The sequence below is a fragment of the Labrys sp. F242 genome, from assembly GCF_057813875.1.
In genome coordinates, this window is the sequence record NZ_JBVASG010000001.1 from 2,139,086 (window position 1) to 2,155,615 (window position 16,530).

Annotated in this window: 18 protein-coding genes; 15 read left to right on the forward strand and 3 right to left on the reverse strand. The window is 59.6% G+C overall.

What is annotated here, in order from left to right:
• Positions 1 to 38: 38 nt before the first annotated feature.
• The 6 genes from ACZYTC_RS10105 (at position 39) to ACZYTC_RS10130 (ending at position 6,251) form a co-directional block, all read left to right on the forward strand.
• Positions 39 to 1,985, forward strand: a complete 1,947-nt coding sequence (locus ACZYTC_RS10105) for a DUF3383 family protein (RefSeq protein WP_488989491.1) — start codon at positions 39 to 41, stop codon at positions 1,983 to 1,985.
• 30 nt (positions 1,986 to 2,015) lie between these two features.
• On the forward strand, positions 2,016 to 2,447 hold the full coding sequence (locus tag ACZYTC_RS10110) for a phage tail fiber protein (protein WP_434956196.1): 432 nt from the start codon (positions 2,016 to 2,018) through the stop codon (positions 2,445 to 2,447).
• 13 nt (positions 2,448 to 2,460) lie between these two features.
• Positions 2,461 to 2,976: a hypothetical protein gene (locus ACZYTC_RS10115; protein ID WP_488989492.1), complete on the forward strand. Its 516-nt coding sequence runs from the start codon at positions 2,461 to 2,463 to the stop codon at positions 2,974 to 2,976.
• Between the two features lie 119 nt (positions 2,977 to 3,095).
• The gene (locus ACZYTC_RS10120; RefSeq protein ID WP_488989493.1) at positions 3,096 to 5,258 is read left to right on the forward strand and encodes a phage tail tip lysozyme; all 2,163 of its coding nucleotides are present in this window, start codon (positions 3,096 to 3,098) and stop codon (positions 5,256 to 5,258) included.
• Between the two features lie 50 nt (positions 5,259 to 5,308).
• On the forward strand, positions 5,309 to 5,923 hold the full coding sequence (locus ACZYTC_RS10125) for a hypothetical protein (protein ID WP_488989494.1): 615 nt from the start codon (positions 5,309 to 5,311) through the stop codon (positions 5,921 to 5,923).
• Positions 5,924 to 5,930: 7 nt separating this feature from the next.
• The gene (locus tag ACZYTC_RS10130) at positions 5,931 to 6,251 is read left to right on the forward strand and encodes a phage baseplate plug family protein (protein ID WP_488989495.1); all 321 of its coding nucleotides are present in this window, start codon (positions 5,931 to 5,933) and stop codon (positions 6,249 to 6,251) included.
• Here the strand turns inward: ACZYTC_RS10130 and ACZYTC_RS10135 are convergent.
• Both ACZYTC_RS10135 and ACZYTC_RS10140 read right to left on the reverse strand, forming a co-directional pair.
• The gene (locus tag ACZYTC_RS10135) at positions 6,241 to 6,741 is read right to left on the reverse strand and encodes a hypothetical protein (protein ID WP_488989496.1); all 501 of its coding nucleotides are present in this window, start codon (positions 6,739 to 6,741) and stop codon (positions 6,241 to 6,243) included. The two genes, ACZYTC_RS10130 and ACZYTC_RS10135, sit on opposite strands and share 11 nt — an antisense overlap.
• Positions 6,738 to 7,058, reverse strand: coding sequence for a signal recognition particle (locus ACZYTC_RS10140; protein ID WP_488989497.1), 321 nt, complete (start codon positions 7,056 to 7,058; stop codon positions 6,738 to 6,740). The genes ACZYTC_RS10135 and ACZYTC_RS10140 overlap by 4 nt, the downstream gene beginning before the upstream one ends.
• 98 nt (positions 7,059 to 7,156) lie before the next feature.
• Between ACZYTC_RS10140 and ACZYTC_RS10145 the strand changes: the two genes are divergently transcribed.
• From ACZYTC_RS10145 to ACZYTC_RS10185, 9 genes are read left to right on the forward strand one after another with little or no spacing between them, the layout of a single operon-like run.
• Positions 7,157 to 8,029 carry a baseplate hub protein gene (locus tag ACZYTC_RS10145; RefSeq protein WP_441773146.1) on the forward strand — a complete coding sequence of 291 codons (873 nt, stop codon included), beginning with the start codon at positions 7,157 to 7,159 and terminating at the stop codon, positions 8,027 to 8,029.
• Positions 8,026 to 8,697 (forward strand): hypothetical protein, encoded by a 672-nt coding sequence (locus tag ACZYTC_RS10150; protein WP_488989498.1) that lies wholly within the window; start codon positions 8,026 to 8,028, stop codon positions 8,695 to 8,697. The genes ACZYTC_RS10145 and ACZYTC_RS10150 overlap by 4 nt, the downstream gene beginning before the upstream one ends.
• 20 nt (positions 8,698 to 8,717) lie before the next feature.
• A complete protein-coding gene (locus tag ACZYTC_RS10155) occupies positions 8,718 to 9,059 on the forward strand; it encodes a contractile injection system sheath initiator (protein ID WP_488989499.1) in 342 nt (113 codons plus the stop codon).
• 4 nt (positions 9,060 to 9,063) lie between these two features.
• On the forward strand, positions 9,064 to 10,305 hold the full coding sequence (locus tag ACZYTC_RS10160; protein WP_488989500.1) for a baseplate J/gp47 family protein: 1,242 nt from the start codon (positions 9,064 to 9,066) through the stop codon (positions 10,303 to 10,305).
• 3 nt (positions 10,306 to 10,308) lie between these two features.
• Positions 10,309 to 11,061 (forward strand): DUF2612 domain-containing protein, encoded by a 753-nt coding sequence (locus tag ACZYTC_RS10165; RefSeq protein WP_488989501.1) that lies wholly within the window; start codon positions 10,309 to 10,311, stop codon positions 11,059 to 11,061.
• Between the two features lie 9 nt (positions 11,062 to 11,070).
• Positions 11,071 to 12,291, forward strand: coding sequence for a hypothetical protein (locus ACZYTC_RS10170; protein WP_488989502.1), 1,221 nt, complete (start codon positions 11,071 to 11,073; stop codon positions 12,289 to 12,291).
• Between the two features lie 7 nt (positions 12,292 to 12,298).
• Positions 12,299 to 12,961 carry a hypothetical protein gene (locus tag ACZYTC_RS10175; RefSeq protein WP_488989503.1) on the forward strand — a complete coding sequence of 221 codons (663 nt, stop codon included), beginning with the start codon at positions 12,299 to 12,301 and terminating at the stop codon, positions 12,959 to 12,961.
• Positions 12,962 to 12,970: 9 nt separating this feature from the next.
• Positions 12,971 to 14,899, forward strand: a complete 1,929-nt coding sequence (locus ACZYTC_RS10180; RefSeq protein WP_488989504.1) for a hypothetical protein — start codon at positions 12,971 to 12,973, stop codon at positions 14,897 to 14,899.
• A gap of 6 nt (positions 14,900 to 14,905) precedes the next feature.
• Positions 14,906 to 15,238 (forward strand): hypothetical protein, encoded by a 333-nt coding sequence (locus tag ACZYTC_RS10185; protein ID WP_488989505.1) that lies wholly within the window; start codon positions 14,906 to 14,908, stop codon positions 15,236 to 15,238.
• Between the two features lie 12 nt (positions 15,239 to 15,250).
• Here ACZYTC_RS10185 and ACZYTC_RS10190 read toward each other — a convergent pair whose 3' ends face one another.
• The gene (locus ACZYTC_RS10190; RefSeq protein WP_488989506.1) at positions 15,251 to 16,435 is read right to left on the reverse strand and encodes a glycosyltransferase family 2 protein; all 1,185 of its coding nucleotides are present in this window, start codon (positions 16,433 to 16,435) and stop codon (positions 15,251 to 15,253) included.
• Positions 16,436 to 16,530: the final 95 nt, after the last annotated feature.

Here is a 16,530-nt window from a genome sequence, read left to right on the forward strand (position 1 = left end):
CTCCCAAAAAACAGTCGTTCAACCCCGAGGATCACACCTTGACCACGATCCCTGCCTCTCAACTCGTCCGCGTCATCCCGAACGTTCTCAGCGCGGGAGGTGCGGCCCTCGTCATGAACGGGATCTTGCTCACCCAGAGCACGCGCGTCCCGATCGACGAGGTTCTGTCGTTTCCGAATGACGGCGTCTCTGTCGCCAATTACTTCGGCCTGTCCTCCCAGGAGGCCGCACTCGCCACGACCTATTTCAGCGGCTTCAACGGATCGACGAAGAAGCCGGCTTCGATCCTGTTCACCCAATACAACTCGGCGGCCGTCCCGGCTCTTCTTCGCGGTGGCCCGGCGAACAAGCTGACGCTGGCCCAGTTGCAGGGGATCTCCGGCTCGCTTCAGATCGTCGTCGACGGCTATCCCCGCTCAGCTGCGATTGTCGATCTTGCCACCGCTACCAGTTTCAGCGCGGCTGCCGCCCTGATCGAGCAGGATCTCAACGCCAACATCGCCAATGTTGCCTCGGTCACCGGAGCGATTGCAGCAGCGACAGCGGCTTTCACTGGCTCGATTGCCGGCAATGTCCTCACCGTCACCGCAGTGACGTCGGGAACGCTGGTGCCTGGCGCGATCATCGCCGGAACCGGCGTCATCAACGGCACCCAGATTACCTCGCAAATCAACGGTACACCCGGCGGCATCGGCGACTATGCGGTCTCAGCGGCCCAGGCCGTGAACAACGTCGCTTTCTCGGCGACCTATGGCGTCCTGACAGTCACTGCTGTTGCTTCTGGCACCCTGTCGGTCGGGCAGGTTCTGTCCGGCACTGGCGTCACAGCCGGAACGATGATCACTGCCCTCGGCACCGGCGAAGGTCTCCTCGGCACCTATTACGTCCAGAAGACCCAGACCGTTGCCAGCGGCACGATCACCGCGGCGCCGGCGCCCGTCGATGTCAGCTTCGACTCGGTCGGCGGCGACTTCGTGATCGCTTCCGGCATCACGGGTGCAGCATCCTCGATCGCCTTTGCCACCGGCACTGCCGCAGCCGCTCTTTACCTCACGCAGGCCACCGGCGCGAACCCGTCGCAAGGCGCGGATGCGGCGTCTCCGGGGCCCTTCATGACGAAGCTCACACAGGTTACTCAGAACTGGGCGACCTTCATGACGCTGTTCGACCCTGATGGCGGCAACGGAAACGCTCAGAAGCTCAAGTTCTCGACCTGGGCCAACGGCCAGGATGAACGATGGGCCTATATCGCCTGGGATACCGACGTCACTCCGACCGAGAGCTCCAACGCTGCGAGCTCGCTTGGCGCGCTGGTCTTCGGTGCGAAGATGGACGGCACCTGCCTGGTCTGGAGCCCGACCGATGGGCCGAACAAGGCTGCATTCGTCTGCGGTGCCGCGGCGTCGATCGACTTCGACGCCACGAACGGCCGGATCACCTTTGCCTTCCGAGGCCAAGATGGTCTCGTCGCCGATGTCACCGACGCCACGGTTGCCAGCAACCTGATCGCCAACGGCTACAACTTCTATGGCGCCTATGCGACGGCGAACCAGCAGTTCCTGATGCTCCAGCCGGGGCAGATCTCCGGCCGCTTCGAATGGCTGGACAGCTACGTCAACCAGATCTGGCTAAACAATGCGCTCCAGCTCGCCTTGATGGAGCTGCTCGTGAACGTCAATTCGGTGCCCTATAACGTCCAGGGCTACGAGCTGATCAAGGTCGCCTGCATGGACCCCATTAGCGGCGGTCTGAACTTCGGTGCGATCCGCGCCGGCGTCACGCTCTCCAAAGCCCAGGCCGCGGAGATCAACAACACCGTTGGTCAACGTGTCGACGAGCTTCTGTCGACGCAGGGTTGGTATCTGCAGGTCAAGGATGCGGCCCCGCAGACCCGACAGGCTCGCCAGACGCCGCCCTGCAACTTCTTCTACATGGACGGCCAGTCCGTGCAGCAGATCGTGCTGAACAGCGTCCTCGTCCAGTAAGCCCCAACCTGAAAATTCGGAGACCTTTCAATGGCTACGCTTACTGGCGCCAGCTGCATCATCACGATTGCGATTCCGGGGTTGTTCAACAGCCCCGTCACGCTCCAAGGCTTCGCCGCCGATGATGTTTTCGACGCCGATACCCAAGAGATCGCGGAAACGACCATGGGCGTCGACGGCATCCTGTCCGGCGGCTTTGTCCACGTGCCTGTCAAACAGACGATCGCACTGCAGGCGGATTCGGCATCGAACCTGATTTTCGAGACCTGGGCGGCGCAGCAGAAAGCCGCCCTGGACACCTATACCGCCAACGGCACCTCGAACATCGTGTCGACTGGCCGGTCCTATGTGATGAACAAGGGGTTTCTGACCTCGTTCCCCTCCATTCCGGCCGTCAAGAAGCTGCTCCAGCCCAGGCGCTACACCATCACGTGGCAGGGCATCCGGGCGGTCCCGAACTAAGCGGAGATGAGCTTTGCGCAAGACGAGTGATGTGACCATCACGGAAGACGGCCGTGATCAGGGCAAGACGTTCCAGATCCGAGAGATGTCAGCGCTCAAGGCGGAACGCTGGGCGATGCGAGCACTGATCGCTGTCGGCAAGTCCGGTGTCGATCTGCCCGAGGGTTTTGCGTCCGGCGGCATGCGGTCTCTGGCCATCGTCGGGGTTCAGGCGATCATGCGAATGGATTTCGCGGATGCAGAGCCTTTGCTCGACGAGATGCTCGATTGCATTTCCATCAAGCCGGACCCGAAACGGCCGGAGGTTGTCCGCCCTCTCATGGTCGACGAGGATATCGAGGAAGTCTCGACGCTGCTGCGGCTGCGCCAGGAGGTCCTGGAGTTGCACACCAGTTTTTTCTCGAAAGGGAGGACCTCGGAACCGACTTCTCCGGCGCCCTCGACGGACCCGAGCTCCTCGAATACCCAAACCTTCCCGCGTCCATCGGTGGACTTCTCTCGCACTCCGCCAACAAGACGGCCGCGCTGATCGATCTCCAGGAGCGCCTGTCAGTTGAGGACGTCTACGACCTCCTCGAGGTGTTGAGCGTCGACGCTCACAACCGCCTTGCAATCGCCAGGTACCAGGAAAAGCAGAGGGAATGACCCGTGCCCACCTTGATCGATAGCCTCGTCGTCGAACTCGGTCTCGATCCGAGCGAGTTCACGAAGGGCCAGAAAAAGGCGGCGGAATCCTTCCTGAAGACCAAGGATGAGGCTGTCAAATCGTCCAAGGCGATCGAGGAATCGGGTCGTAAGGCCGCCGACGGCATCAAGAAGATCGCCGTTGAAGCCCTGGCACTGTTCGCCATCTTCACCGGCACCAAGAGCATCACGAAATTCGTTTCGGATCTCATGAGCGCTGATGCCGCTCTGGGTCGATTCAGCCGCACAGTCGGCATGGCCCCTCAGTATGTCGGCGCGATCGGCAAAGTCGTCGGTGAAGTCGGTGGAACAGCTGAGGCGACCGCCGGCACGATCGATGGCCTATCGAATTCTCTGACCCGCTTCCGGACCGCCAACGGTGATCTGCCGCAAGAGTTCTGGCAGCTCCGAGCCATGGTTGGTGGCAAGATCGACCCGCGCGGATCCATGGTCGATTTCCTCGATCAGCTCGCCGCGGCGCTGCAGAAGGTCGAGAAGACCGATCCTCAAAAGGCCGCGATGTATGCGCGGGCCCTGAGCATCGATCCTGGCACCTATCAGCTCATGCTGAAATACGGCCAGGAGTTGTCCAAGGTCATCGGACTCCGGAAGGACTTGGCGCCATCGAACCAAGATATCCAGAACGCTCAGAAGTTCCAGGAAGCCTGGAACAACATCTATCAGTCGGTCAGGAATCTCATCGAGAAAGGCATCAGAGCCCTTGAGCCGGCGCTGACGCCTATTGTCAACAGAATGACCGAGTGGGTGAATGCAAACAAGGAGCTGATCGGCGATAGGGTTGTCGAGTATGCGAACTCGATCGCATCCGCCTTCAAGTCTGCAGCCGACAACATCGGCGCAGTGGTTTCCGTGCTCAAGGCGCTCGAAGATTTCAACGAGCGCTCCAAGAAGTGGGAGATTACCAAGATCCTCAACGGTTCGGCTTTCAACGGGAACACCCCTGAGAACAGCACGCAGTACGGTGATCCGAACGGCGCTCTGTCTGCCTCGGTTCGCAAGGGGAGCATTGCCGAGAGCATCATCAATTTCTTCGGCGGCGGATCCTCTGGAAAGGTCGACGGCGCCAGGGCCGCAGGTGGTCCGGTGTCAGCCGGTCGACGGTATCTCGTCGGTGAGCGCGGCCCTGAAATCCTCGACGCCAGTGCCAACGGCACGATCATCCCGAATGACCGGCTTGGCGGAAATCTCTCGGTCGACGGCCGGCCGATCAACCGCGGCAACCCGATGCCGGTCACCTTGGCGAATAACCAGGGCGGCGGCGAAAACTGGCTTCAGACCCTAGGCAAGTGGCTGGGGTTTGGCGGCGGCGGCGGCGGGTCGTCGGGCGGCAGCGGAGCAACCGGTGGCGGTGGAGGCTTCTTCGGCAGTCTATTCGGAGGTGGTAAGAGCGGCAGCAAGGGCAGTCGCGCGGGAGAGGGGGTCGGGACGTTTTCAGGTGCCACGGCCGGAAAAGTTTCTGGCCAGATGGCTGATAGAGCCAAGCGTCTAATGGATCGTCTCACCACCGTCCATGGTTGGACGCCGGCTGCAGCCGCCATAGCGGCAGGTAACGCACAACAGGAAAGTGGAATTCGTTCTGATGGGCCGATGGGCGATCCGAGCGTCCCAGGGGGATCCTGGGGGATGTTCCAGTGGAACCGCAGTCGGCTTACCGCTCTCAAAAAATTCGGAGGCGCCAATTGGCGGGATTTCAATGTGCAGGTCGACTTCTTCGCGAAGGAAGCTGAGCGCATGCTTCCAACATGGAAGAGGCAGCAAGATCTCAGCAATGCCGGCAAGATCGGCAAGGCCTATGAGGGATATGGCGACAATTCGACTGGAACGCGTGTGGCGAACGCTCGAAATTGGTTGGGTGCATATAAGATGCCTCAGCCGTCTGGGGCTTCAAGCAGCGTATTGACTGGTGCCAAGGGCGCGGCTGTAGCCGCTGGCAGCACCACCAACGACAACCGCCGGTCGTCCAGTTCGTCGAGTTCCTCGACCACCAACATCAACAAGGTCGAGATCCATACCCAGGCCAAGGATGCCAACGGCATCGCCGCCAGCCTGCATGATTCGATTCGGCGCAACGCGACGGCCTCAGCCGCCAACAATGGACCGAACTGACGATGGCATTCCCGGTAAATGTTCCAAACGCGCCGGGAGTGCCCTCTGTCGTGTTCGCCGGTCCTGCCGGCGCCGCCCTAAACCTGATTACTAGCGACATCGCCTCGATCTTCGGCGGCCTGCTGGGGTTCTCGCAATGGGGGATCTACTTCTTCGGCTTTCCGCTGGTCCTAGCCGACAATGTCGTCGCATTTGAATTCCGCAACGAGTGGACGATCGGAGATTACCCGGTCGAGCGCGGTAGCTTCGAAAGCTACGACAAGGTTGCCAGCCCATTTCTGGCAAGGGTGAGGTTTTCGGCTGGTGGCTCGGAAGGTGACAGGGCCGCTTTCCTCGCCTCGATCGAAGCCATCGCCGGCGACCTCAATCTCTATGACGTCGTGACGCCGGAGAAGGTCTACACCAGCTGCAACATCAATCACTATGACTATCGCCGAAGTGCGGATTCGGGCGCCGGCCTGCTAACCGTTGATGTCTGGCTGACCGAAATCAGGCAGACGGCCACGATGAACGCGCAAAACGCCCAGGATCCTGGTGCCTCTTCACAGGTGAACGGCGGCGCAGTCCAGCCATCTACGCCTACACCGGCACAATCTGCCACGACACCCGGCTTTGTAAACTATTCGCCTACCGCGGTAGGCCAAACTCCGCGCGGAGATAATTGAGGCACCGATGCAGATCGTCCCTTTGCAGTCGGTGCCGAACCAGGCGATCTCCATCCTGCTTGGTGGCCAGAACTGCCAGATCAATGTCTATACCAAGGCTGGCGGCCTCTACCTCGATCTCTATGTCGATAACGTGCTGATCGTTGGTGGTGTCGCCTGCCAGAACCTGAACAGGATCGTGCGATCGGCTTATCTCGGGTTTGCTGGTGATCTTGGTTTTATCGATAATCAGGGCATGTCCGATCCTGCCTATGCTGGACTAGGGACGCGTTACAGCCTTGCCTATCTGGAGCCAGCCGACCTCATTCCGGACGCGGTCACTGCTTAAAATCCTCGCCCTTCGCCCTGGAAGGACAAAGCTTGCGAAACACGGTCATGGCAACCGGATATCCGCTAGCCGAGGACCCATCCAAGTCTTCACCGGATTGCAGGTCGATGACCTGAAAGGCAGTTGAGGATGTCTCCTCCGTCTTTGCTGGCCCAACAAACCGATAGCGGCCCCCGACCGTGGTGAAAACACCAGTCTCGCAATTCGCCTTAAATTGGAATGATTTGGGATCACTAGCCATGGTCTTTCGGACGCAAGATGCTGATCGATCCTGGAGATAGTCGCGACAATACATCTTTGCATCGGCCATGTCGTGAACAGCGAAAATCGAAGCCTCTGCGCTGTCGAGACCCGCAGCCTCGCGAATGGTGAGATCCTCTCCAACTCTCGACGCATAGGGAATTTTCTCGGATGCAGCCGTGCTCAATACACCTGCAAGAATAAACCCGGCAGCGATTAGTGTTCTGATGGAGATTTTCTGAGCGATCATTTTAGAAAACCGAACTCTTTGGCGACGCGGCCTTCTTGGGTGCAAAAGGCCATTTTGGAAGAGGCTGACATATCAGATACGAAGCTCTTTCTTACGTTGGTGTAGGAATCAAGCTTACCGGCAAAAGCCATATCCGATGCACTAACGTTCTTAGTGATGTAGGATGCAATTGCACTCTGATCGAAACTGAAACCACACGCCTCTTCTGAAGCAAGAACATCTCCCAAATTTTGGGCGATCTCACTGCTGTTGTCGGCCCGAGCAATGGCACAAGTTGTTAAGGCAATCACCATTGCCCAAAGAATAGACTTTTCCATCTCTCCTCCGCTTTGTCGACATCCTCTCACGGGCCGATCGGAAGTCAACGATCATCCCGGCTCAATGCGGCTGACCTTTTTCCTTTCGAGGCCTTCGAATGACCTTCAGCCAGAAGCTGATCAACGTCCAGTTCCAGTTGGCGTCGGGATCGTTTGGCAAGAATGGCGACAACACCGCAACGATCACCGGGCATCGCGTCTCTTTCACCTGCGAATACCAGGGCGGCTTTAGCCAGAGCCAAGCCGCGATATCGATCTGGGGACTTCCCCTCAGCGTGATGAACCAGCTCTCGACAGTGGGAAAGAACTTCTCCCAGCGGCTCAACAACAAGATCGCAGTGTTCGCCGGCGAAAGCCAGGATGCGATGTCCGTCGTTTTCGAGGGTCAGATCATCACCGCCTTCGTTGACGCCGAAGGTATGCCCGACGTCGCGTTTCGGGTCCTGGCCCAGCCGGGAGGCTATAACGCGGTAAAGCCAGCCAAGCCGATCAGCGTCAAGGGCTCGGCGAATGCCGCTGACCTGGTGAAACAGATTGCCGGCCAGCTAGGACTTGGCTTCGAGAACACCGGCGTCGATGCCAAGCTGTCGAACCCGTATTTCGCAGGATCGCCGTGGACACAGCTGCAACAACTGGCGCGGCACGGCGGGTTCTTCTGGACGGTCGAGTGCGGAAAGCTCGCGATCGTGAAACCGGGACAGTCCAGAAAGAACAGTGAGGTCCTGATCTCGCCGCAAACCGGCATGGTGGGATATCCGGCCTTCTCGCAGCAGGCTGTCATCGTCAAGGCTCTCTTCAATCCTGCGGTGAAGCACTACTCGAAGGTCAAGATCCAGAGCGATCTCACCTCCGCATGCGGCGAATGGCAGGTCCGGAAATATGTCCTCGAGCTCGAATCCATGATCCCGCAGGGGCGCTGGTTCATGACCCTTGAATGTCTCCCCGGAGATGCACCCGCAGGTGTCGCATGAGTGGAAAGCCAGAGGGTTACTTCGGCCAGCAGGGCGCCGCGGCGGACACATCCGACGTAAACGCCGCCGAATTCCAGATCCAACAGGCTCTGTTGAAGGTCCGAACAACGGTTCCCGTCAAGATCATTGCCGTCCACGGTGGCGGTACCGGTGGCGCACCGGCAACCGTCGATGTCCAGCCATTGATCAACCAGATCGATGGCCAGGGCAACAAGACCGATCACGGTATCATCTACGGTATTCCCACCACGCGAAGCCAAAGCGGAAGTGCTGGCATCGTCATGGATCCTTCGGTGGGGGATGTCGGGGTCATGTCGATCTCCGATCGCGATATCTCCTCGCTGAAGTCGAACAAGGGTATCCAGTCGAACCCCGGCTCCTTCCGGACCCATGACCTCTCCGACGGGATCTACACCCATACGATCCTGAGCGCCCAGGCCCTGACGAAGTTCATCCATCTGAGCGGCGACGGGATCTCGATGCAGGACGAGCACGGCAACAAGGTTTCCTCGAGCGGAGCCGGCTGGAATTTCAACGGCGTCGTGATCGACAGTTCAGGCAACATCTCAACCCCGGGCGGCATCACTGCCGGCGCAGGAGGCGGTGACAGCGTCACCCTGCAGCAGCATCGTCACGCCGGCAGCCCGCCGGCGGATCCTGGAACCTGAGGGAGGCAGACATTCGCACTTTGCTTCTCGATACCGAGACCTGGGATCTCGCGGCCGATACGGCCGGCAACATTGCTGTCGCAAGCGAGCCCTATTCCCTCGCCCAGGATGCCGCGAGCGCAATCCGCCTGTTCGTTGGCGAGCTCTACTACGACACCAGCCAGGGAATTCCCTACTTCGAGCAAGTTCTCGGCAGGCGGCCGCCTATCTCACTGATGAAGGCCCATTTCAATCGCCAAGCCATGTCGGTTCCCGGCGTGGTCAAGGCACAAAGCTTCATTACCGACTGGACCGACCGCAAGGTCAGCGGACAGGTCCAGGTCTGGGATGAGAACGGCAACGCCTCCGCCGCAGGATTCTGAACCCATGACAATCCAGACCAATGTGCCGGTCCCGCAATGGACCGACAAAGGGTTCATCGTGCCCGCGACCGCCGATATCCTTGCCGGGGTCCAGGCCGACATCAACGCCGCGTTCGGTGGGAACCTCAACTTCACCACCAACGATGGTTCCACGACGAACCCGACGCCGCAGGGGCAGCTTGCCGCCTCAGAAACCGCGGTCATCGACAACGCCAATGCGCTGTTTCTTCGGACGACGCAGCAGGTCGATCCGGCCTTTGCTGAAGGGCGCATGCAGGATGCTATCGCTCGGATCTACTTCATTGAGCGAAACCCGGCGCAGCCAACAGTTGTGCAGGCGTTGTGCACGGGTCTTCCTGGTGTGGCTATCCCGCCAGGCGCACTCGCTCTTGCTGCTGACGGAAACCGCTATATTTGCACCGCTGGTGGCACAATCGCGCTTTCCGGGAACGTCACTCTGCAGTTCGAATGCTTGGCGGTTGGGCCGCTCCCGTGCTCCGCCGGTTCGCTGAACCAGATCTACCAGGCCATCCCCGGTTGGGATTCGATCTCCAATCCGGCAGATGGCGTGCTGGGAAACGATGTCGAAAGCCGGTCAGCATTCGAAGCCCGGCGAGCGCAGTCCGTCGCCCTGAACTCCCTCGGCAGCCTGCCCTCCGTCCTTGGCGCAGTCCTGAACGTGCCAAATGTCATCGACGCCTACGTGACCGAAAATGTCTCGAACTCGATGCAGACGATCGGCGGCGTCTCGCTCTATCCGAACTCGCTCTATGTTGCAGTGGTCGGCGGCGACTCCAATGCTATCGCCAAAGCCATTTGGTCGAAGAAGGCTCCGGGCTGCGCCTACAACGGCAACACGACGGTGCAGGTGCAGGACACCAGTGCGGGATATGTTCCGCCTTATCCGACCTATCCGGTATCGTTCCAGATCCCCGCTCCGCTGCCAATCTACTTCGCCGTCAAACTCAGCAGTGGGCCGCAAGTCCCCGCCGATGCTGCCACTCAGGTCCAGAATGCAATCATCGCGGCTTTTGGCGGCGAGGATGGCGGTATCAGAGCCAAAATCGGCACGAAGATCTATGCCAGCCGGTTCTATTCGGCAGTCGCGGCTTTGGGTTCCTGGGTCCAGATCGTCTCGATCGAGATCGGCACAAGTGCGCTCGATGCGACGCATTTCGAGGTCGGGGTGAACATCAACCAGATCCCGGTCGTCTCGGCGGCCAATATCAACGTGGCTTTGAGCTGATCGATGACAGGCACCGGACCCGATTATCCCAGGCCCCCCGCAGCGGGGTCCAATGGGATCGGGCAGTTCATCATTGGCGTCAGCCAGATCGGGGATATTCCGTCGTTCGACGTTTGGACGACAATTATCTCCGAGTACGCCAATAGCCCGATCATCACTCGGCTGATTGAAAACATTGCCGCCTACATCGATCCGACCAAGAACCTCGATCTCTTCTTCGATTACATCTGGAATGTGGCAACGGCCCAGGACTATGGGCTTGATGTCTGGGGTCGCATCGTTGGTGTCCGTCGCATCCTGCAGGTCCAGACCGGCGACTGGTTCGGCTTCGGTGAAGCGTTGCCGGGGTCGGAACCCTTTGGACAGGCAGCGTTCTATTCAGGCACCCCGCTCACCAGCAACTACTCTCTGTCAGACGAGTCCTATCGACTGCTGATCATGACCAAGGCAGCGGCGAACATCACCGATGGTTCGATCCCCTCAATCAACCGGATCCTGATGTCGCTCTTCCCTCATCGAGGGAATTGCTACGTCACCGACGGCACCCCGCCCGGTGATTGGTTCGGCTTCGAGGAATCGCGCAATGCGCACGGTTTCAACCAGGCGCCGTTTTACGGCGGCCAGGCCGTCCCCACGATGGTGATGACCTACACCTTCGAATTCGACCTCACGCCTGTCGAACTCGCGATCGTCCAGCAATCCGGCGTCTTGCCGAAACCCACCGGCGTCTTCGCCTCGGTCGTCGTGCCCAACTGAGAGCCATCCATGAAGTATAATCAGATCCCGGCGAAGTTCCCCATTCCGTGGGGATTCAATGCCGGCGGCGGCTTCATCAACCCAATCCCGACGCCCTCGCAGACCGCCATCAACCCCGGCCGGGCGTCGCTCACGGATGGCTTCCCGCCCCTAAATTTCCAGCCCGTTGGTGCCGGCGGCGTCCCGCCGTTCGGCCAGGATATGAACGGTATCCTGAACCAGATCACCATGTGGAATCGCTGGCAGGCGGCAGGTGCACCGATCCGATTCGACGCAGATTTTTGTGCCTCGATCGGCGGCTACCCGATGGGTGCCATGCTGTCCGGCAGTACGTCGGGCACGGTCTGGCTCAACACGGTCGACGACAACCTCACCAACCCCGAAGGCCTCAGCCCCGTCGGCTGGATCAATCTCGCCACACAGTCCGCGTCGATCAGCGTCGGCACCGACACAGGCGGCGCCAACGTCCTCACCGCCGACGTCAGTCCGGCGCCGACGGCCTATCTCAACGGCGCGATTTACATCGTGCAAAAGATCGGCACCGCCAACAACGGCGCTATGGTGGGCAATATCCAGTCTCTGGGCCAGCGCCCCATCGTCGGGCCCAATGGTGCCCCGCTGACCCAGGGCCAGTATCCGGCGAGCCACAACGGCATCCTGATCTATCTGGCGGCCCTATCGTCGCTGCTGCTGCTCAACCCAGCCTCAGCGGCCGATCCCAGCACGGTGCAGCCAGGCACGATCGAGTTCTATACCGGCGTTGTCCCACCCACCGGGCGTATCAAGGCCAACGGCGCTTCGCTGAGCCGCACAACCTATGCCGCTCTGTGGTCGTTTGCCCAGGTCAGCGGCAATCTCGCCGGCTCCCAGGCTTTGAAGACTGCAGGCCAGTTCGGCCCCGGAGATGGCAGCACCACCTTCACGATCCCGGATCTCAGGGGCTACTTCTTGAGGGCCTTCGACGACACCGCGGGCATCGATCCCGGCCGTGCGTTCGGCAGCACGCAAGGGGATGCCTTCAAGAGCCATAGCCACCCGACCATGGCGCAGTCAGGTGGGAATGTGTGGGTCGATGCCGGCAGCGTCGCAACAGGGCCGAACGCTGCTGGTCGAGCAATCAACGCTGCATTTACCGGTGTCTTCACCGGCGCAAGTTGCATCACCGGACTGACGGGCGACAGCGAGACCAGGCCGAAGAACATCAGCCTTCTCGCCTGCATTAAAATCTGAGGTCGACATGCAGATCTGGAATTACGAAGCCGGCTCCGGTGCACTCATCGGGCCCGGCACGGCGGATCCATGCCCGATCGAGGCCGGGCAATACCTTGTGCCGGCGAACGCGACCTCTATCGCGCCGCCGGAATTCGATCCGGAGACGGAAACCTGCACATTCCAAGACGATGCCTGGACCCTGTCACCTCGGCCGGTGGAAGGACCGGAACCGAAACGCGAGCTATCCCAGATCGCGGCGGAATCCTCTGGTATTTGCGCCGCCATCGCCCAGGACATCCTCCGCCAGATCTATCCAGACCCGATACGGCAGGCCGCCATTCAAAGCGCTGCCGCTGTCGTCATCGGCAACGGAGGGAGCGCGCCGACGTCGGGCCCGGCCGCCCAGAAGGTGCGCGATTTGGCGCGTTTGCATATCAAGGGCGCGGATGCCGTTGAGGTCTTTTCGTCGATCGTCGTCACTCTCCAACTCGCTACGATCGATCTCAACATCGCCCTCGCCTCGGCGGAAATGGCGATCGCGGCGGCCAGGAAGTTCGCGCAGATCAAGGCAGCTGTCGACGCCTTCCAAGCCTCGATCGCAACCATCGTCGCCAACATCAACGAAAGCCGGCTGCCGGCGCCTGTCGTACCGCCTGAGGCGGTCGTGTTCCCCGAAATCAACGCGTAGAGACCCGACATGAAGCTTCGTATCCTCGCCGCCCTGGCCATGCTCTGGCCAGCGTTGGCGCTTGCCCAAACGTCGCCGAACCTGACCTATGGCCAGGTGCCGACGCCTGGCCAGTGGAACAGCTACTTCGCGGCCAAGCAAGATGTCCTCGGCTACACGCCGGTGAACCGCGCCGGCGATACAATGTTCGGCACGCTGAAGACTCTTTCTCCGACGGGGAACGCGGCTGGCCTTGTGGTGACACCCGGTCTGGCGCCGTCATCGCCGGCGGATGGGAGCATCTGGGTCACCAATACCGGCATCTTTACCCAGATCAACGGATCGACAATCGGCCCCCTCGGCGCCGGCACGATCAACGGTCCCGGGATCACAACCGCAGGCAATGTCGTCACCTGGGGCAATGCCACCGGTACCGCGCTGCAGGACATCGGGAAGGCCGCGCCCGCGGGAGATTTCGTCGGTACGAGCGACGCTCAGACGCTCACCAACAAGAGCATCTCGGCGGCCCAGATCAATTCCGGCACGCTTGCGCCGGCGCAGTTGCCGGCTCTGACCGGCGATGTCACCAGTTCGGCCGGCACCGCAGCAACGACGATCGCCGCCGGCTCCGTCACCTCAGCTAAGATGGCGACTGGTGCGGCCGTTGCGAATATCGGCTTCACGCCACTGAATCGCGCCAGCAATCTCTCGGATGTCGCCAACGTCGCTACGTCCCGAACGAACCTCGGTCTCGGTTCTGTCGCGACGCTCAACAGCGTCAGCCTGACAACGAACGTTACCGGCACTCTGCCGGTCGCCAATGGCGGTACCGGACAAACCACCTTCTTCGGAGCAGCATTACTTCTAGGGAATAACGCTGGCCCTATCGATGCTATTGCAATGGGGAGCGGTAGTCTTCTTGTCGGCCAAGGGGCAGGCACCAAACCAACCGCCCCGGTGCCTTCCGGCGACCTCACCATGTCGTCGACTGGCGTCTTCACCGTCACAAAGACAAGTGGAACTGCCTTCGGGACCGCAGCCACGAAGAACGTCGGCACCTCAGCCAGCAATGTCGTACAGCTCGACGGTTCCGCTCGATATCCCGCAGCCGACGGTTCTCAGATCACTAACCTTCCGGGTGTGATCTCGGTTCCTGTTCGTCAGACCGTTCTATCTGGCCCCGCTTCCAGCGGCTTGCCGAGCTTTCTGCCCGCCACGACCGGCACGCTCAGCATTGCCAGCCAAAATGTCTCGACTGGCGCTTCCGCACTGACTGCGACAGCGGCAAATGGCTTTGGGACGAATGGAGCCGTCAATGTCATCGGTCAGGCGACGAGCAATCTCACCTGGCCAGGCCTCAACGCCTCCACGACGAACTATCTCGGCGTAACTATCAGTGGCGGAGCGCTTACCCCGTTTTCGACCACGGTCGCGCCGATCTACCAGTTTGGCGGCACGGTCTCAGTCACGAACGGCCAATACACGTTCGATATTGTCGCGATGCAGATGTATCTCGGCAATGGCACGGTGGCCAATCCGGTCAATGCTGTCTTTGTCGGCGAGGTGGTAACGAGCGCCACAGCAGTCACTTCCTCGATCGCTTATGCCTACCGTCGTTTCTACCGCTACGTCGATACCGGGTCGTTCCCGAGCGCTGGTACAGCAGTCTCGAAAGCGCACAACATCGGCACCTCCATTGGTCTTGTAGGCACGCTCAGCCTTGTCTGCGCTGTTGCAGAGGGCGGGTATAACGTCGGGGACGTTGTAACCCACATCGGAATGGCGTCGGCAGGCCCATGGTACTCACCTCTCAGCCTGGGCCTCGACAACTACAACGCCAAGTTCGCCTCGGGTTCAAACGTAGCGTTTCTCATTGCCAACCCAACGAATGGGACGGTCTTGACCGCGCCCACACTGTCGAGATGGCGCTACGCCATCCAAGTCTCAAGCACTTGGTGAATGATCATGTGGATCAACCCCAACACTGGAGCAGTCTATGTCGGCGATTGCCGTCCCGGAGATCGGGAGGCAACCGCCGATGAGATTGCGGCGTGGCAAGTCGCTAATGCCCCAACCAAAACCATCATCTTCAAGGCCGACATCTGGCGCCGGGCCACCGATGACGAAGCCGCCACGATCGATGCCCAACTGAACGCCCAGCCTGTTCGACTCCGTCGCATGTGGCAGGACAGCCAGACGCTTGCGGTCACAGACGAAATGTACCCTGTGGTAAAGGCTGCATTCATAGCGGCCTTTGGCGAGGTCAGGGCCAGCGAATTATTGGAGCCGACAGCCTGATCTTGACGCGGGCTATCGTTGCCGCATCAGCAGGGAAATCCACTTAAAGCTACGACCGGCGGTGTTCCCAATGCCTTTTGTTATGTTGTGTTTTCGAGAGACTCCCTCGACTATCGAAACAGCATCTAGCACGGTCGAAGATTGCGCAAAGCCGGGGCGTATGCGGTTGAAGCTCATAAAACGGCCTACCTTCTTCCGCTTCTTTCTAACTTTGACTGGCGCTGCTGCGATGGAAGGAAGGTCATGGCCAAGGGCCTTCATGATTGATCGGAGACTGTCGAGAAAAGCCGAATAAGCGTCATCTTGGGGGTAAGCACTTCTGGCCTCGGTCATAGCTCGCGACAGCCATCCATCCCAGTTGATGGGCGGAGCGCCGGCGCCAGCGTCTCGGTGAGCTGCCATTAAGGTGCTCAGGTACATCAGAGCCGTTGTGCCGCCTTCCCAGGCGATAGGATCTGTAACGGGATCCGATTTTGCCTCGGCGTGGAAGTTCACATGCAATGCGATATTGCCGGCGTTGCTCTTGGGCGAGGCTCCGGCAATTGTTACTGGGTGAGCAATGAACAGATATTCCGAGGCCACCATTACGCCCGCGAAACTGTTGTAGACGTCAGGCGTCGGCGCCCCGAAGTAATGGCCGCCTCGGGATCGTATCTCTTCCATCAAGCTCCGCGCCACGCAGCCATGATAGATGCAAGGCATTGTACGCTGCGTCTTGAGAGAGCCATTGCAGACTGCTTCAACCAAATCGCGAGTGGGGAGCTTCTCATAGCCTCCAAACATCATCTGTTTGGTTATAAGCAAATGAGGATTGCTCTCCCCAGCGTTGTTTGGCCACTGGTAAAGGGGCGGAGACCACCGCACCATTTGCGGGCGTTCAGCTTCGAGAATACCGATAAGGTTGTCAACAGCGCTTGGTACGAATGCATCATCATCGCCAATCATGATGATGTAGTCACCTGTCGACTGTTGTACAGCGAACTCGTAATTCTGCCGCATTGATACCCGGAAATCGGTATTAATGTATCTGATCCGCGGATCCGAGAAAGATTCTACGACCGACTTCGTATCGTCAGAACTAGCGTTGTCGCTGACAAGAATCTCGACGTCTGATTTTGCGCCGACAGCACTTTCAAGTGCGTAATAAAGATACTCCGACCTCTCACGAGTTGGAATAATTAAACTTAATACAGGCATGACAATCCCCCAGAACAGGGAGACTACTCCGGTCTTGCGCGTGACTTAGGCGTGAAATCGTACCTTTCAGTCAAAATGTTCGCTCGTTATTTTAC

Bases quoted from the DNA above. Each gene is read 5' to 3' on its own strand.
- ACZYTC_RS10175 (WP_488989503.1), top strand. From the start codon at position 12,299: ATGCAGATCTGGAATTACGAAGCCGGCTCCGGTGCACTCATCGGGCCC.
- ACZYTC_RS10130 (WP_488989495.1), top strand. From the start codon at position 5,931: ATGCAGATCGTCCCTTTGCAGTCGGTGCCGAACCAGGCGATCTCCATC.
- ACZYTC_RS10145 (WP_441773146.1), top strand. From the start codon at position 7,157: ATGACCTTCAGCCAGAAGCTGATCAACGTCCAGTTCCAGTTGGCGTCG.
- ACZYTC_RS10110 (WP_434956196.1), top strand. From the start codon at position 2,016: ATGGCTACGCTTACTGGCGCCAGCTGCATCATCACGATTGCGATTCCG.
- ACZYTC_RS10190 (WP_488989506.1), bottom strand. From the start codon at position 16,435: ATGCCTGTATTAAGTTTAATTATTCCAACTCGTGAGAGGTCGGAGTAT.
- ACZYTC_RS10165 (WP_488989501.1), top strand. From the start codon at position 10,309: ATGACAGGCACCGGACCCGATTATCCCAGGCCCCCCGCAGCGGGGTCC.
- ACZYTC_RS10135 (WP_488989496.1), bottom strand. From the start codon at position 6,741: ATGATCGCTCAGAAAATCTCCATCAGAACACTAATCGCTGCCGGGTTT.
- ACZYTC_RS10185 (WP_488989505.1), top strand. From the start codon at position 14,906: ATGTGGATCAACCCCAACACTGGAGCAGTCTATGTCGGCGATTGCCGT.
- ACZYTC_RS10140 (WP_488989497.1), bottom strand. From the start codon at position 7,058: ATGGAAAAGTCTATTCTTTGGGCAATGGTGATTGCCTTAACAACTTGT.
- ACZYTC_RS10150 (WP_488989498.1), top strand. From the start codon at position 8,026: ATGAGTGGAAAGCCAGAGGGTTACTTCGGCCAGCAGGGCGCCGCGGCG.
- ACZYTC_RS10180 (WP_488989504.1), top strand. From the start codon at position 12,971: ATGAAGCTTCGTATCCTCGCCGCCCTGGCCATGCTCTGGCCAGCGTTG.
- ACZYTC_RS10170 (WP_488989502.1), top strand. From the start codon at position 11,071: ATGAAGTATAATCAGATCCCGGCGAAGTTCCCCATTCCGTGGGGATTC.
- ACZYTC_RS10160 (WP_488989500.1), top strand. From the start codon at position 9,064: ATGACAATCCAGACCAATGTGCCGGTCCCGCAATGGACCGACAAAGGG.